The sequence below is a fragment of the Bacteroides sp. Ga6A2 genome (genome assembly GCF_000702225.1).
In the GTDB taxonomy this organism is placed as follows: domain Bacteria; phylum Bacteroidota; class Bacteroidia; order Bacteroidales; family Bacteroidaceae; genus Ga6A1.
The window spans coordinates 1-16,980 of sequence record NZ_JNKX01000056.1 but is presented as its reverse complement, the minus strand read 5'-3'; the positions used below and the strand labels follow the sequence as shown (position 1 = coordinate 16,980).

Annotated in this window: 13 protein-coding genes and 1 tRNA gene; 1 reads left to right on the top strand and 13 read right to left on the bottom strand. The window is 45.7% G+C overall.

The genetic code is table 11. The features are described from left to right. Nucleotides 1-880: 880 nt before the first annotated feature. The 4 genes from T538_RS0112770 to T538_RS0112755 form a co-directional block, all read right to left on the bottom strand. The gene (locus tag T538_RS0112770) at nt 881-2,128 is read right to left on the bottom strand and encodes a DUF1015 domain-containing protein (protein ID WP_031535955.1); all 1,248 of its coding nucleotides are present in this window, start codon (nt 2,126-2,128) and stop codon (nt 881-883) included. Between the two features lie 163 nt (nt 2,129-2,291). Beyond that, a complete protein-coding gene (locus tag T538_RS0112765) occupies nt 2,292-3,215 on the bottom strand; it encodes an NAD(P)-dependent oxidoreductase (protein ID WP_031535953.1) in 924 nt (307 codons plus the stop codon). Nucleotides 3,216-3,314: 99 nt separating this feature from the next. Further along, a complete protein-coding gene (serC, locus tag T538_RS0112760) occupies nt 3,315-4,385 on the bottom strand; it encodes a 3-phosphoserine/phosphohydroxythreonine transaminase (protein WP_031535951.1) in 1,071 nt (356 codons plus the stop codon). A gap of 142 nt (nt 4,386-4,527) precedes the next feature. Continuing rightward, nucleotides 4,528-5,871: a DEAD/DEAH box helicase gene (locus T538_RS0112755; RefSeq protein WP_031535949.1), complete on the bottom strand. Its 1,344-nt coding sequence runs from the start codon at nt 5,869-5,871 to the stop codon at nt 4,528-4,530. A 177-nt stretch (nt 5,872-6,048) separates the two neighbouring features. Between T538_RS0112755 and T538_RS0112745 the strand changes: the two genes are divergently transcribed. Beyond that, nucleotides 6,049-6,537, top strand: a complete 489-nt coding sequence (locus T538_RS0112745; RefSeq protein WP_031535947.1) for a hypothetical protein — start codon at nt 6,049-6,051, stop codon at nt 6,535-6,537. Nucleotides 6,538-6,581: 44 nt separating this feature from the next. Here the strand turns inward: T538_RS0112745 and T538_RS0112740 are convergent, their stop codons facing one another. The 9 genes from T538_RS0112740 to T538_RS0112700 form a co-directional block, all read right to left on the bottom strand. Further along, the gene (locus tag T538_RS0112740; protein WP_031535945.1) at nt 6,582-7,499 is read right to left on the bottom strand and encodes a ribonuclease Z; all 918 of its coding nucleotides are present in this window, start codon (nt 7,497-7,499) and stop codon (nt 6,582-6,584) included. A gap of 10 nt (nt 7,500-7,509) precedes the next feature. Then, entirely contained in the window at nt 7,510-9,204 is a 1,695-nt protein-coding gene (locus T538_RS0112735; RefSeq protein ID WP_051656082.1) for a glycoside hydrolase family 10-like protein, read from the bottom strand. Between the two features lie 48 nt (nt 9,205-9,252). Next, nucleotides 9,253-9,735, bottom strand: a complete 483-nt coding sequence (locus tag T538_RS0112730) for a hypothetical protein (RefSeq protein ID WP_031535941.1) — start codon at nt 9,733-9,735, stop codon at nt 9,253-9,255. Between the two features lie 6 nt (nt 9,736-9,741). Next, nucleotides 9,742-9,993 (bottom strand): hypothetical protein, encoded by a 252-nt coding sequence (locus T538_RS0112725; RefSeq protein ID WP_034539142.1) that lies wholly within the window; start codon nt 9,991-9,993, stop codon nt 9,742-9,744. A gap of 36 nt (nt 9,994-10,029) precedes the next feature. Continuing rightward, nucleotides 10,030-11,505 carry a carbon starvation CstA family protein gene (locus tag T538_RS0112720; RefSeq protein ID WP_031535936.1) on the bottom strand — a complete coding sequence of 492 codons (1,476 nt, stop codon included), beginning with the start codon at nt 11,503-11,505 and terminating at the stop codon, nt 10,030-10,032. A gap of 76 nt (nt 11,506-11,581) precedes the next feature. After that, nucleotides 11,582-14,110, bottom strand: coding sequence for a ferrous iron transport protein B (feoB, locus tag T538_RS0112715; protein WP_031535935.1), 2,529 nt, complete (start codon nt 14,108-14,110; stop codon nt 11,582-11,584). Nucleotide 14,111: 1 nt separating this feature from the next. Next, entirely contained in the window at nt 14,112-15,956 is a 1,845-nt protein-coding gene (locus T538_RS17260; protein ID WP_031535933.1) for a L,D-transpeptidase family protein, read from the bottom strand. A gap of 3 nt (nt 15,957-15,959) precedes the next feature. Continuing rightward, on the bottom strand, nt 15,960-16,268 hold the full coding sequence (locus T538_RS0112705) for a T9SS type A sorting domain-containing protein (protein WP_031535931.1): 309 nt from the start codon (nt 16,266-16,268) through the stop codon (nt 15,960-15,962). Nucleotides 16,269-16,435: 167 nt separating this feature from the next. Beyond that, nucleotides 16,436-16,509: transfer RNA gene (locus T538_RS0112700), tRNA-His, on the bottom strand. Between the last annotated feature and the right edge of the window lie 471 nt (nt 16,510-16,980).

Genomic DNA, 16,980 nt, shown 5'->3' with positions numbered 1-16,980 from the left:
AACTGTTAACTACGCTGCTCACAAGACGGACTGGGTCGTCCTGGGCAATGTCCTTGTCGATTCTCTGAGGAAAAAGTATCGTCTGATTTGGAGAATACGGACGAAAGTGGTATCTTTGTTGCATTTTATATTGCATGTTGTAAAGATACGAAAACTTTACGACATAACGAAGCCCTGGCTTGAGAAAGTCGGGGCTTTGATATAAAAAAAGGATGTGCCTATTTTGACACACCCTCCTTTTTTGATTGCTTTTTTCTTCTGCTTTATTTTGTGTGGCTTTAGGGACGGATGTTTTGTGAGACTTACTTTTGTGACGTGTCGCAAACTTTTTTGATAGTTCCGTATTATTGCAATTATACTATAGAACTTTTGCTGCCTGCTTAGGGAATGAGCCTATCACAAACTCACAACATTTATAAATGTGTGCCAGTATATTGCATATTTAATCGGTATGGATATACGGAATTGGGCGTTATTATGCAAAAAAGTGGCAAAAAAAGTCCTTTTTAGGTAGGGGGTAGCAAGAGGGGTATAGTAAGGGGATAGCAAGGGGGAAGGTTCGACAAAGCGTATATTGATGCAGTTTGCAATTGCAGTTGACAATTTCTTTTGTAAAAAGTTGAAATTATCAATTTATAATTGAGAATTCAAAATTATAGAATAAGTAGATTTTTTTACCTTTTGGTAAACACAAAATAGCGTCAAGGAACGTTCTGGTAAGTTGGAAGGTACGTGGAAGATACGGTCAAGCAAGCCGGAAAGTTCGGGATGCCTTCGGGATTCGTTCGAGACGAGCACCTTACCCAAAGTCATTTGTAATGTCCCCAAAAAAAATTCCGCAAATCCATGACGGTTGCGGAACTTTTTATCGAATGTTTATTTAGCTCAACTTGTGAATAATTAGTCCAGAACGGAGTTTTGGCTCGAACCATGTAGCCTTTGGAGGCATAATCTTGCCACTGTCGGCTATGTCCATAATCTGCTGCATTGAGACAGGGTAGAGTGCAAGTGCGGTTCGCATTTCGCCGTTGTCAACGCGGCGCTTCAGTTCTTTCAGACCGCGCAGACCGCCAACAAAGTCAATTCGCTTGTCGCTGCGCAAATCCTTTATGCCAAGAATCTCGTCAAGGATAAGACGGCTCGAAATATCTACGTCGAGAACGCCGATAGGGTCGTTGTTGTCGTATGTTCCTTCCTTAGCCTTGAGCGAGTACCAGTTGTTGTCGAGGTAGAGCGAGAATTCGTGCAACTGCTGAGGCTTGTATTCTGCCTCGCCCTTCTTCTCTACATCGAAGTTCTTCTTCAGAGCCTCAAGGAACTGCTCGGAAGAGAGTCCGTTAAGGTCTTTCACAACTCTGTTGTAGTCGAGGATTGTCAGCTGGCTTGCAGGAAATGCCACGGCCATAAAGTAGTTGTATTCCTCGTCGCCCTTGTGATTTGGGTTCTGCTTTGCCTTCTCTGCGCCTACAAGAGCAGCGGCAGCCGAGCGGTGATGTCCGTCGGCAATGTAGAGCGACGGCATGTCGGCAAACTCCTTCGTTACGGTCTTGATGTCGGCATCGTCGCTGATAATCCAGAACTTGTGTCCGAAACCGTCTACAGGGGCGATGAAATCGTATTCTGGAGTTGTCTTAGTGTATTTCTTTACAAGTTCGTCAAGAACCTTGTTGTCGGGATATGCAAAGAACACAGGTTCGATGTTTGCGTTGTTCACGCGAACATGCTTCATTCTGTCTTCCTCCTTGTCGCGGCGTGTAAGTTCGTGCTTCTTTATCACGTTTGTCATGTAGTCGTTAACGTATGCGCCAATAACCAGACCGTACTGTGTCTTTCCGTTCATGGTCTGTGCATAGATGTAGTATTGCTCCTTCTCGTCTTGAACAAGCCATCCGTTGTCCTGGAATTTCTTGAAGTTCTCGGCAGCCTTCTCGTACACGCGCGGATCGTATTCCGATGTTCCTACTGGAAAGTCTATTTCGGGCTTGATGATGTGATAGAGTGACATCTCGTTGTCGCCAGCCTCGGCGCGAGCCTCTTCAGAGTCGAGAACGTCGTAAGGACGGCTTTCTACCTTCTCGACCAAGTCTTTTGGTGGGCGGATGCCTTTGAATGGTTTTATAATTGCCATATTTTAGTCTTTTTATATTTTCTGAAAAAGTTTTGTGTGTATTATTCAGTCTTGTAGCATTAGCATAGGGTTATGCTATTTGTCAAGGTTATATATCTTCTGAGAAAAGGAAAAAGTACTATGCACAGAGCCTTGCAATGTGCATAGTACTGTATTCTGATAATTACTTGTTAACTTGGAACTTAGTAATACCTTCCTTGATGAAGCCTACAATCTGCTTTGCTGCTGCAATACCAGCGTTGATGTTAGCCTCGGCAGTCTGAGCACCCATCTTCTTAGGAGTTGAGAAGTAGCGACCCTCGAACTTAGAAGCGAACTCGTCGTTAGCATCAGGCATGATGTCGGTGATGTACTTCAAGTCTTCGCGCTCTTCCATCAGTTTGATGAGGCCAGCCTCGTCGATAACCTCCTTGCGGGCAGTATTGATGATGATTGCGCCCTTCTTCAGAGTTGAGCAGAGGTCGTAGTTGATGCTCTGCTTAGTCTCTGCTGTTGCAGGGATGTGAAGAGAAACGATGTCGCAAGTCTTGAACAGTTCAGCCTGTGAAGCAACTGCGTGAACACCAGCAGCCTCGATAGCGTCAGCTGGGCAGAAAGCATCGTAAGCGTAGATATCCATGCCGAAGCCTGCAGCGATGCGAGCCACGTTGCGGCCAACCTGACCGAATGCGAGGATACCAAGCTTCTTGCCCTTCAACTCTGTACCTGCCTTGCCGTTGTAGAAGTTACGAACAGCGTAAACGAGCATACCGAAAACAAGCTCGGCAACTGCGTTTGAGTTCTGGCCCGGAGTGTTCATTACAACAACATTGTGAGCAGTTGCAGCTTCAAGGTCAACATTGTCGTAGCCTGCGCCTGCGCGGACAACAATCTTCAGATTCTTTGCAGCGTCGAGAACCTCTGCAGTAACTTTGTCTGAACGTATGATAAGTGCGTCAACATCCTTAACTGCATCGAGAAGCTGAGCCTTCTCTGTGTACTTTTCAAGAAGTGCAAGTTCGAAACCAGCTGCTTCAATCTCTTTTTTAATGCCTTCAACTGCAACTGCTGCAAAAGGCTTTTCTGTTGCTACTAATACCTTAGTCATTATTTTGTTTGTTAATTGTTTGTTTTTCTTTTAGTTGAATCTTGCTATAAAAGCAAAAAAAGGCCCATTTGCATGAGCCTTTCTGTTGGGTGTATTTTATTAGTGCTTAGCCTCGAAAGCCTTCATGCTGTCAACAAGAGCCTGAACGCTCTCTACAGTCATGGCGTTGTAGCAAGATGCACGGAAACCGCCTACTGAACGGTGGCCCTTAACGCCAACCATGCCAGCCTCTGTGAAGTGCTTCATTGCGTCAGCCTCAAGCTCCTTGTACTCGTCCTTCATTACCCAGCAGATGTTCATGATTGAACGATCCTCTGGATCAAGAATTGTTGGACGGAATATCTTAGAAGAATCGATAGCGTTGTACAGAATCTCGGCACGCTCCTTGGCACGCTTGTCCATAGCCTCTACACCACCCATCTTCTTAATCCACTTAAGGTTCTGAAGTGCGCAGTAGATAGGAACTACAGGAGGAGTGTTGAACATTGAGCCGCCATCAACATGAGTGCGATAGTCGAGCATTGTTGGGATGTGGCGAGTTACCTTGCCAAGAGCATCGTTCTTTACGATAACGAAAGTAAGACCTGCCATTGCAAGATTCTTCTGAGCACCACCGTAGATACAGTTGTACTTTGCAACGTCGATAGGACGTGAGAAGATATCTGATGACATATCGCTAATCAATGGAACTGGAGAATCCAAGTCCTTGCGAATCTCAGTACCGTAGATTGTGTTGTTAGATGTGAAGTGGAAATAGTCGGCATCGGCTGGAATTTCAAACTTCTTTGGAATATAGTTGTAAGTTGTATCTGCAGAAGATGCAACCTCAACAACCTCACCGAAAGCCTTAGCCTCCTTTATTGCCTTCTTTGCCCAAACACCTGTGTTAAGGTATGCAGCCTTCTTCTCAAGGAAGTTGTAAGGAACCATACAGAATTCCAAGCTCGCACCACCACCAAGGAACAGAACCGAGTAACCCTCAGGAATGTCGAGAAGTTCCTTGAACAAAGCAACTGCTTCGTCAACAACTGGCTGGAAATCTTTTGCACGGTGGCTGATTTCCATAAGTGAAAGACCTGATCCGTTAAAATCAAGGCAAGCGCTTGCTGTAGCCTCGATAACCTCGCGTGGGAGGATAGATGGTCCGGCATTGAAATTATGCTTTTTCATTTGATGTTTGTTTTATAAATTGATTATTAGTTATTCCTACATTAAAAAAATCGCGGCGAATTTACTCAAAAAAAGTTGCATAACAAAACTAATTTTACAAAAATGTTAAAAATAGTGCAACTTTTGAATAAATTGATTATAATTATTTACTAATCTCGATAATTGTCTTTTGATTTTTAATCTTTAATCCCGATGTGTTAGAAAGCATCTGTTTCGCCTTTTTTCTTGCAACGGCAACGTAACTGTGGTGTGCCATCACGTCAATCTGACCGATTTCGTCTTTCTGCAAGCCGCCCTGTTTGCACAGAAATCCTACGATGTCTACCTTGTTCAGTTTGTCTTTCTTGCCTCTACCTATATATATAGTAATCCATTTCGGGGTTGAGACTGTGAATTCGCCCACCTTCAGTTCGAAATCGCTTGCCTGCCATTCGTCGAGAGCCGTTTCTTCAGGACCTACGATGATGTATGCGTTGCCGGTCTTGTCCCATCTTGCCGTACGTCCGTTGCGATGCACAAATGCTTCGGCATTCAGCGGCAGGTGATAGTGTATCACGTTGTCTACCGCCTCGATGTCGAGTCCGCGTGCCGCCAAATCGGTGCTTACGAATACGTTGCAACTTCCGTTTCTGAATCGGTAGAGGGCGCGCTCGCGAAGATCTTGGTCCATTCCGCCGTGAAAATATTCGCAGAAGATGCCTTGCTGCTTCAGGAATTTTGCCGTGCGTTCAACGCTCTCGCGGTAGTTTACGAAGACGATGCTCTGCTGTTCGCCCAACTGACAAAGAAGATTGAAAAGAGTGTTCAGTTTGTCCTTCTCTGGCGAATCTACCTTGTAGACGTTGATTCTGGCATCGCGTTCTGTGCTGTCCTCAAGAAAGTTGAGCACTTTGTATGAATGCATTCCGCCAAGCAGCGCGTTAAGTCGTGCGAAATCCTTTTTGGCTTCGCGTTCCTGCTCCTCGCTGTTTAGTTGTGTGGCAGATGTCAGCATTCTGTATTCGACCTTGTCGAGTTGCTGCAAAACCTCGGTCATCTCCTTCATGAAACCGAGTTCAAGACATTTGTCGAACTCATCGATAATCAGATTGCTTGCCACAACTGTGCTGAAGTTTCCTTTTTTCAGATGGTCGTTCAGTCGTCCCGGAGTTCCGATGATGATTGTCGGATTTAGGCTCTTTATCGTTCTGTGTTCGTCCATTGCGGCTCTTCCACCGTAGACTGCAACAGATGTGAAAGGTGTGCGCATACTCTTTATTACGCTGTCAATCTGCAAGGCCAGTTCGCGACTCGGTGCAATGATTACAGCCTGCACTCCGTTGATGTCCTTGCGCAGTCGTTGAATAAGCGGAAGCAGGAAGGCAACGGTCTTTCCGCTTCCTGTAGGACTGAAAATCATAACTTGTTTCGACGTGGCTTTCAAGGCCGCGTTTTGCATCTCGTTCAGATTCTCAATCTGTATATTTTTCAGAATTTCGTTTATCATATTGCTATTTTTGATGGCAAAGATATGAAAATATAAGAAATAAACACTATATTTGCACGCCGTAATTATATTTATACAATAGCCGATGAAATATATGAGTGCGGCTCTGCCGTTTGCAGTGGTTGTAAATGGGGAATGGATTCGGCTGTTTGTATGGCGAACGAAACAAGTACAAGGATGAAAAATAAGTTGAAATATCTTATTGTTGCCGTATTTCTCACTTTTGCAGTGCAGAATGTTTCTGCTCAGATGGAGTTTTGTGGAAAATTCAAGATTTCGATTGATACAGACCAAAACGAAAAGTTGGAAACGACAATGGCGGATTGTTGGACTTTCGAGGTCTTTGACGACAACGATTTCAGAGACATTGAGTACAGACAGAAGGCTGGAGTTGTTATTAAGTTTGCAGGCAAGGCCGATTTGACCTTCTTCGTGGAGAAACTTCTTGAATACGGAAAGGCTAAGAAGAAAGAACTTTCTCCGTTGGTTTATTCGATAAAAGAGAAGGACGACGAATGGAAGTCGACAAGAATCAAGGTTGACCAATTTGACAGACTGCTTCATTTTACGGTAACGAAATATCCGATAAATGGAGACGGTGTAGTAACATCGACAACGCTGTTGAACCTTGGTAATTTAAAGCAGATTCTGAAGGAACTGAGATAAAAAAGAGCGAGGCAATAATCAAAACGATTTTTGTCTCGCTCTTTTTATAGTTTTACAACCATATTTTCTCTGCTCAGTTCTGTATTCATGAATATTTTCTGTGCTTCTTTCAGAAGAACGCTTTCGTCTTCGTAGCGCGCCGAAAAATGTCCGATGAGCAGTTTTCTTGCCCGACTCAGTTTTGCGATGTCTGCGGCCTGTTCTGCGGTGCTGTGGCACGTTTCTTTGGCGCGTGGCAAATTGTCGTTGGCAAATGTTGCTTCGTGAAACAGAAGGTCGCAATCCATAATCTGCGGCACAAGCGTGTCGGGAATATACATTGTGTCGCTGCAATAGGCATATTTCCTTGGCTGTGGAGCAGGAATTACAAGACGTGCATTCGGAACTACGTCGCCATCGTTTGTGATGTAGTTTTCGCCTGCCTTTATCCTCGGAATCATGAACGTTGGGATGTTGTATGCATCAATCATATCCCTTTTTATGTTTGGCAGGGTAGGTTTTTCTTTAAAAAGAAAACCGCAGCATGGCACGCGATGCCTTAGCGGAAGGCTGTAAACCTCTACCGAGCGGTCCTCGTGAATCATCTCGTGCTTCGTAGGGTCTATGGTGTGGAAAACAACCTCGTATGTTATTCCCTTGCAGAAATACTCAATTTGTGGCTTCAGGATTGTTTCCAGATCCTTCTGTGCGTATATGTGCAGACTTGCCGTTCTGCCAAGCAGTCCGAATGTAGAAATCAGTCCTATCAGACCGAAGCAATGGTCGCCGTGCAGGTGGCTGATGAAGATGTGGTTCAGACGGCTGAATTTCAGTTTGCTTCTGCGAAGTTGCATCTGTGTGGCTTCTCCGCAGTCAATCATATAAAGTTTCTCGCGGATATTCAGCACTTGCGAACTTGAATAATGGCGAGTGGTGGGCAGCGCCGAGCCGCATCCCAGTATGTTTATTTCGAACTTTTCCATAATATTTTTATCACATTTTTATGAATATTCCTATTTTTTCGAGATGAAGGTCGGTGCGCTTAACGCCCCAAAGCAGATACGCGCCTTTCGGAAGGTCTTTTATATCAACCTGACTGCCGTATGGCGATTTTCTGATGTGCCTTCCGGCGAGGTTAGAGATGTACAGACCAACGAATTTTGTTGTTACAGGCACTTGCAGAACGCTACCGTCGTTGTGGAGCGTGTTGCGCTCTTGCTTTGTTGTTGGGTTGAAGAATGTCGGCTGACTTTCGTTGCCGAATCGGTCAACAACCGTAACCGCAAAGTAGGGGCATGCACCTTTGTCAGCATTCGTCGGATACCTGAAGTTCGGAAATCTTAATCGAGTGGCAAGAATGTTCCTTGCATCCTCTACGTTAGGGTATGTCGTCGGATTGGCATAGATGTTGTACGTTACGTTCCAGCCCGTTTCCTTATCGAATCCGTTGTCCCATTCGAGGGTGATGGCATCGACGGTCTTTGTGCCGCGTATTGCGCTCAGCGGTGAAGGCGGATTGGCATCCTGCCATGTCATGGCTGGTACTGTTGCGTTGTATTTGTAAACCGAACCTGCGAGCCACGAATAAATGCCCTTTGTGTTGCCCGTAAAGAATTGCGAGCGGAAATATGCCTGACCGCCTGTTCCCTGTGTGCGCATCACGTTAATTTCGCGCTTTATGTCCTCGAGCGGCCAGTTAGCCTCTTCCATAAAGTAGAGTCCGATTCCCGGTACTACGGGACGACCGTTGCTTGCCTCAAGCCAGTCGTAGGCAAAAGGAAAGAAGTCGTTGTTGCGGAAGTACATCATCGGGAAAATCATGTCAACGATGCCTTCAATCATCCAACGCTTAACATCTTGGTACACAGTGCCCCAAGCATTCCATCCTTTTGATGAGTAGCCTGTTGTGTCGTAATATTTTCCGAGAGGCGAACAACTTACTTTTACATAAGGCTTTACCTGTTTCACCGTGGTGAAAATCTCGCGCACGATGGCTGTGATGTTGTTTCTGCGCCAGTCGCTTTTGTGCTGTCCTGCGCCGTATTGGGCGAATGTGTCGTTGTCAGGAAAGCGTGTCGGATTGTCGGGATATCTTATGTAATCCATGTGGATTCCGTCAACGTCATATCGCTCAACAATCTCCTTGCAGATGTTTGCAAGATAGTATTTCGTCTCCGGATGTCCAGGGTCGAGATAGCAGATGCCGTCGTACATCTTGCACAGATACGGATATTTTGCCTTTGTACTCAGATTGCCGAGTTTTCCGATGATGTCGGTGTTGCCCGACGGTACGGTTACAACCCACGCATGACATTCCATACCGCGCTTGTGGCACTCTTCGATGGCGAAGGCAAGCGGGTCGTAGCCCGGCGACTGCGCATAGTTTCCGGTAAAGGCAAAGTCGAACGCCTCGTATTGCGAAGGGTAAGATACTGTTCCTCTGATGCGTGTCTGAAAGAACACGGTGTTTATCTTGGCAGCCGCGTAGGCGTCAAGAATGTTTATCAGTTCCTGCTGCTGAACCTGAACGCTGTATGCATCGGTTGCACGCGTTGTAGGCCAGTCAAGTCCGCACAGAGTTGTCAGCCACACCGCCCTGATTTCGTGCTTGGGGGCGTAACTGTAGTTATCAGCATTTATGCACAATTGTGCGCTCACCTTATCGCAAGCGCACAATAGCATTATCATCAGAATTTTGTAAAAACGTATCACCCTAAATTGTTGTTCTGTTTTTGCTTAGAAGTAACAGCCGAATCCAATCTTGAATCCGTAGTCGTATTTGTCCTTCTCGTTGAAGGCATGCTTGTAGTAGAATGCCGGCTCAATGGCTACCGTTCGGCTCAGAAAATATGCATATCCGAGGTGAAGGTCGTACATCATTCCCTTCCAGTCGGTGGCTCTCAGATAATTGTATTCGAGTCCTGCTCCGAGATAGATTCCGAAATTTGTATAGAGACGTGCATCGGCTCCGATATAGAACTTCTGGTTTCCGTTGTTGTTGAACTTAGAGCCGATGTTTCCCAAAATGGCGAAGTTGTCCATAACGAACGAACCAGCCGAGATGTCTACTTCGGCATTCAGTTTCTCTGTCTCGTTGTAGGCGATGTTCAAGCCTGTAACCGAGGCGTTTACGATGTAAGTGCTCTCGTTGAACTGTGCCTTGGCGTTGCTGCATACGAGCGATACCGCCAGAAGAATGGCTAACTTAATTGCTTTCATCTTTACTTAGTTGTTATTGATATTAGTTTGTTCAGTATCGGAGTTCTTCATGTTTTCCTCGCGTTCGTTCTGCAACTTCTTTTTCTTTTTCAGAGCGAAGTAGAGAGCCGCCACAATGAGATAGCCAACTACGATGGTAACAATCTTCATCGTGTCGGTCATCTCGTTGTTGCGCGGAATGAAATATACTGCCATGCCTGTGAAATACACAAAGAGTACCAGTGGCAGCCATATGTGTTTGTCTATCTTCTTTGCCATATAAAATAGTTTTTGGTTTGGGTTAATGAATGTTTTTTATTTTAATTTTAAGCCCTCCGTAGAAAGCCCTTTTCTGTAATGATAGATGAACAGACCGAGCAGCAATGCCGTAACGGCTGTTGCGATGATGTATCCAATGTTCTGCGGAAGTCCGAGACCATTGTTGTCGATGGTGATGTAGGCCGTGCAGACCATAGTCATGAACAAGGCAGGGATGAGCGTGATGTAGAAACACTTCTTTCGGCGAGCCAGCCATACGGTTATTGCCCAGAATGTGAAGATGCTCAAAGTCTGGTTTGCCCATGCAAAGTATCTCCACAGAATGTCGAAATTGATGCTCATCAGGATTCCAGAGATGACGAAAATAGGCACGCACAGCATCAGACGCTTAACGATGGTGCTCTGGTCGAAGTGCAGGAAGTCGGCTGTGATGAGTCGGGCAGAACGGAACGCCGTGTCGCCCGATGTTACAGGTGCTGCCACAACGCCAAGGATAGCAAGTACTGCTCCAACAGGGCCGAGCCATGTCTGGCAGATGCTATTTACCACAATAGCCGGATTCATCTTGCCCTCGGGTGCCATGATGGCGAGCAGTTTTTGGTAAGGAGTGTCACCCTGAACATCAAAGCTGTCGGCAAACTTGATTGCTGCGGCAGCCCAGATAAGTGCCACGATTCCTTCGGTAATCATTGCGCCGTAGAAAACTCTGCGACCGTGCTTCTCGTTCTTCAGGCATCTTGCCATCATCGGACTCTGTGTTGCGTGGAATCCGCTCACAGCTCCGCAGGCGATGGTTATGAACAGCATCGGGAACAGCGGAAGATTATCTTTTGGATGATGGTTGGCAAAAGCCTCGGTAATCTCTGGCATACTGCCGCTGTTGATGAAGATTCCGCCGAAAACGCCGGCTGCCATTATCAGCAATGCTATTCCGAAGATAGGGTAGATGCGACCGATAAGCGCATCGATTGGAAGAAGCGTTGCGAGTATGTAGTAAGTGAAAATCAGAATGCTCCAGAAAAGCGGTGTTCCGAAGAAGCCCCAGTTGGCTGTCATGCTCGAAAGAAGTCCTGCCGGAGTGGTTACGAAGACCGCGCCCACCATAATCATCAGTCCAAGCGAGAAGAGTCGCATAACGAAGCGCACCCTGTCGCCAAGTTCCTTTCCAACCAGTTCGGGAAGGCTTGCTCCGTTCTCGCGCATCGAAATCATTCCTGAAAGGAAGTCGTGAACCGCTCCGCCGAAAATACAGCCGAAAACAATCCATAGATAGGCCGCAGGGCCGAAAAGAATTCCTTGAATAGCTCCGAAGATTGGTCCTGTTCCTGCGATGTTCAGAAACTGGATAAGGTAAACCTTCCATGTTTTCATCGGAATGTAGTCTACACCGTCGGCACAGGTGTAGCATGGTGTCTTGCGGTCCTTGTCGGTGCCGAAAATCTTCTCGACTATCGCGCCGTAGACAAGGTAACCCAGAATTAGCAATACGATTGCTATACTAAATGTAATCATTGGTATTTTGTTGTTGTTTTTAAATTGTTTTCTTCAGAATCTGCAAAAATAGCAAAAAACTTTTATTGTTACCTTTTTATTTCAGAATGAAGGTGCCAATCTGATAGAATGCAGTAGCCACACACCACGCCAGAACAGTGGTGTAGACAGCGGTGAATATAGCCCATTTCCACTTGCCGCTTTCGCCTTTGATTGCTGAAATTGTGGCTATGCAAGGGAAGTAGATGAGCACGAACAGCATGTAGGCGTATGCCGCCAGCGGAGTTATCTCCTTTGCCAACTGATGGCTCATGTTTGTGTTTGCCGAAATGCTCTCGGATGCTTCCGAAGCCTCTTCCTCATCGATGTTGTAGAGAACGCCCAAGGTGCTCACAACCAATTCCTTCGCTCCGATTCCAGAGATGAGTCCGACATCGAGTTTCCAGTTCGAGCCCATCGGCTCAAATATCGGTTCGATGCTCTTTCCAAGTTTGCCGATGTATGAGTTTTCCTGCTGCTCGGCAATGGTCTGCCCCTCTTGCTGGCGAGGAAAATATCCTAAGAACCAGACGATTATGCTCGCTACAAGAATAACGCCTCCCATCTTCTGAAGATACTGAACACCTTTCTCCCACGTGTGTCTGATTACCGATTTTGCGGTTGGCATTCGGTATGGCGGAAGTTCCATAACAAAAGGAGAGTCGTCGCCCTTCATCACAAACTTGCTGAAAATTCGCGCCAGCAAGATGCTCATTACGATTCCGGTGACGTAGATTGAAAGCATTATCAGACTTGCGTACTGGCTGAAGAATGCGCCTATCAGCACGATGTATATTGGCAGCCGGGCGCTGCACGACATCATCGGCAATATCAGCATTGTTATTAGTCGGCTCTTGCGGTTCTCGATGGTTCGGGTAGCCATCACGGCAGGCACGTTGCAGCCAAAACCCATTATCAGCGGAATGAACGACTTTCCGTGAAGTCCCATCTTGTGCATCAGTTTGTCCATGATGAAGGCGGCTCTTGCCATGTAGCCAGAGTCTTCGAGCAATGATATGAACAAGTAGAGTATCAGGATGTTTGGAAGGAAGACGATGACGCTTCCCACGCCGCCGATTATTCCATCTACAATCATATCTTTTAGCGAACCGTCTGGCATATAAGTGTTTACCAGCTGTCCGATTTGGTTCACGCACCAGTCAATCCAGTCCATCGGATATTGTCCGATGGTGAATGTGCATTGGAACATCGCGTAAAGAATGAATATGAATATCGGGAATGCCCAGAAGCGATGCGTTGCTATGGCGTCTATCTTGTCCGTTATGGTTCTCTGTTCAACCTTGTTCGGCTCGTAAGTCTCTTTCAATGCGCCTTGTATGAAGGCGAATTTAGCATCGGTTATCGCGCTGTCGAGCGATTCGTAACTCAGGTCTTTAATCTGCCTTTGCGCGTTCTCGCGGATGCTCAGCAATTTCTTGCTGTTTGGCATTTCGGCAATAATCGACTCGATGTCCTTGTCGCCTTCGAGAAACTTGATGGCGAGGAATCGGGTAGAGTAGCGCGAGCGGATATTCTCGTTCTTGCCAATTTCGTGCTGAGTGTGCGAGATTATCTGCTCAAGGTCAGCACCGTGGTTTACATGAATGTGGCGGTAGGCGTGTTTCGCATTCTTGTCGCCGAAGCCGTGCTCGCTCGTAAAGTCAGCAAGATGCTCGGCATGCTCTGGTGCAAACACGTTTTCCTTGTGCCATTCCTGAATGTCTTTCAGGACATTCTCGTTTATCGAGCCGTCAGCCTTTATGAAGTCGCCGCCCTCGTAGATGTTGATGATGATGTGGAACAACTGTTCAATTCCGCGTCCGTTTCGGCTCACCGTCGGAATCATCGGCACTCCGAGCAGTTTTGCAAGCGAGTGATAGTCGAGTTTGTTTCCGCTTTTCTCCAGTTCGTCGTACATGTTCAGGGCGCATACCATTCTCAGGTTCATGTCGATTAACTGAGTTGTGAGGTACAGATTTCGCTCAATGTTAGACGAGTCTACGACGTTTATTATAACATCTGGAGTCTGGTCGATTATGTATTTCCTGACGTAAAGCTCTTCGGGGCTATATGCTGATAGTGAGTATGTTCCGGGAAGGTCGATGAGTCTGAACTTGTATCCTTGAAAGTCGAAGAAGCCCTCTTTTGCATCTACCGTAACGCCGCTGTAGTTTCCAACGTGCTCGTGTCCGCCCGATGCTATGTTGAAGAGAGATGTCTTTCCGCAGTTCGGATTTCCTACGAGAGCCACGTTTATCGTTCGGCGTTTGTCTTTTGCCTTCTGTCTCATAATCTCTTCCGAGACCGTGATTTTGCTGTCGCTGGCTTTTGTGTTGTCTGATTCAATCTGTTTTTTTATCTCTTCCTCGCTGATGACTTCAATCATGTTTGCCTCTTCTCTTCTCAGCGATATTTTGTATCCGAGTACTTTATATTCGATAGGGTCTTTCAGAGGCGCGTTCTGCAAAACGGTTACGGTGTTGCCCTTGATGAATCCCATCTCGACAATGCGTTTGCGAAATCCTCCGTGGCCCATTACCTTTACGATAACTGCCTTGTCTCCGGTTTTTAGTTCTGATAGTAGCATCTTACTTCTTTTTGTTTTTGCTATCCTTTGGGCTGTTTTTGTCCGAAGAATTATTGTTGTCTGTTTTCTTTTTCTTCAGAGTCTCCTCTGCCTTGGCTTTCTTTGCTTCCTCTTTTTCGAGTCTTTCTTGCTCCTTGCGTTCGCGCTCGGCTTTTTCCTCGCGTTTCTTTCTTAGAGCGTCGCCCGTGAGATACTGTACTCTTGCAGGCTTAGACTTCGCCTTGAGCCATTTCTGTACGTCGGAGTAGTCGCTCAGATAACTCCACAGAACCATGTCGTACTTGTAGTTGTCTTTGTAGAAACAAAGCGAGTCCTTGCGGTCTGGGTAGACTGTAAAGTATCTGATAAACAGCGGAATGCTCGGGTCGAACAGCCTTGAAAAATATGTTATTTCGTTATCTTTCTTGTTCTTCAGATATTTTTCGTAGCCCTGCTTTGTGCGCGGCTTGAGGTCGGTCGCTACTCTGATTTTGTCGATGAGCAGCGAGTCGTTGCGCTTTTCTTTGTTGAAGAGAAAGAGCATCAGGTCGATAGGGCGTTCCAGACGCACGCATCCGTGGCTCGCGCCTCTGTTCTCGCGGCGGAACATGTAGTCTTCTGGTGTTCCGTGAAGGAAGACCGAGAAGTTGTTCTCGAATCTGAAAATCATTCGTCCGATAGAACTGCGTTTGCCTCGCGATTCCCTTACGCTGTATTTCTCTTTCAGAATCTCGTTAGGATTCTTCAGACTGGATATGTCTACTGGCTTCAGCTGATATCTGTCGCTGTTCGGTTTCATAACCTTTTCGTAAACCCTAAGGTCGTGCTTTGCCAGATAGTTCTTGTCCTTGGCGTACCCCGCAAGAGTTTCCTTGCGTAGAATCTTCTTAGGCACAGTCCACTGCGGATTTATCTCAACCCATTTTATCATGCTGCTGAGGATAGGAGTGTTATGGTTCTTTTTGCCTACAACCACCTTCATTTCCTCGATGTAATGCCTTTCGTAGTCCACGCCTCGCACCGTGTACGACGGAATGTTGACTTCTACATATTTGTTTCCGCGTTTCAGCGTTGGCTTCCAGCGCAGACGCTCCATGTTAAGCAGAAGACGCACAACATCTGCGCTGTCGAGCTTTACGGTGTCGGGTCTGTGTCGTGTAATGTCGATATACATTGCCTGCATCTGCTTGTAGATAGAGTCTGTAGGCTGAACTTCGGCAAGCAGACTGCCAATTTTGTTGTGCTTTGCAAGCGCACGTATGCTGTCGATGTATTCGTTTGAGTTCTTTGCGATGTCGAGGTCGAAGAGAACTTTCGGCTGACAGGTGTCATCGTCCTCGCTGAAGTGGTTCAAGATGTCGCACGGGTCGATAAAGCCGAACTGCATTCCGCAGGTATAGCGCAGAAACGACTTCGACATGTAATAGTCGAACTCGCCCAGCACTTTGCTTATCGGGTGCTTCTTGTCGAAATTCAGTCTTTTGAGACGCTTATAGCAATCGTTAATGTTGCTAAGGTACAGGGTCTTCGGAGAAATGCCATGCTCATAACCCTTGCGGATGTACTTCATTGCTGTGTCGGCCTGATGTGCCATGCCGAATCTGTCTGACCAGACGATAGGGTTGTTTTCGCGGTAATATTTTCGGTTGTTACGGTCTACCAGAGTAGAGTCTGAGTACTTACGAGAAAAACGTTCGGCTACTCCTGTAATCTGGGAGTAGCTTAGCATATAAGCCGAGTCGCGGAGTTCTCCGAACGATTCGAACGTTAGATTTTTATTTGGATATTCAACTTTGTCTGACTGGCAACTTCCTATGAAAAGAGTTAGTATGAAAAATAGAAGTGCTTCACTTTTTGAAAAACTCATTCGTTATCTGATGGAAATCTTTCTAACAACGCCACGCACCTTGAACAGGTAGCAACCTTTGCCAAGCGTTAGCGTTATGTTCTTGTCTGTTGAATCTATTCTGTACGATGCAATCTTAACGCCCACGAGATTGTAAATCTCGAGGGTTGCTCCGTTTGCGTTCAGAACTCTTACGCCTTGGTCTGTAGCGATGATAGATACAGCCGAAACTTCTTCCTCAACCGAGAAGTTAGGCTCGCTGCTGCCCATAGCCATTGCCTTTGGCGCAAAACAAACTAACGTAAAGAATAGGATAAGTATAAATTTCTTCATATATCTTGCATCTTAAAGGTACACGTATTTTTGCAAAAATACATTTTATTTCCGTATTGTACAAATTTTTACCTCGTTTTTTCGTTTTAATGTTTTAGGTGGGTTTGGATTTTGTCGAAGTGTTAAAAAGAAAAATCCTGCAAATTTTTATTTGCAGGATTAAGTTGGGTGCCCAGTGGGACTCGAACCCACGACATTCAGAACCACAATCTGACGCTCTAACCAACTGAACTATGGGCACCATGTTTTGTTTTGATGTTGCTCTCGTTCTCAAAAGCGATGCAAAGATACGAACTTTTTCCAAACCTGCAAACTTTTGACAAGAAAAATTATAGAAAAAGTATGTTTTTTGTTAATTCTTGCTGTTTGTACCTTATATATTTAATAACTTATTCTGTATTTTTTTTCAGTTGTTGCTTGTTTAAATAGGGTAATGGGGTGTTGGTTGCTGCTCTTTTTAATGGGTAATTTTGGTCTGTTGATAAGCTGAAATGCTGAGTTTGCAAAAATTGGCTTGTTTGCAGACCAAAATAAAAAAGAACATGAGTTTCCGTAATAAAATAAGTAAATTCGTTACTTACAGTTGCAATTAATAATTCATAATTGCCGAGGATTTATAACGGACAATTTCGCCAGAAATTGTCCGTTTATTATATACAAAATAGAAGGTAGGAAGAAGGTAGGAAGAAGGTAGGAAGAAGGTAGGAAGAAG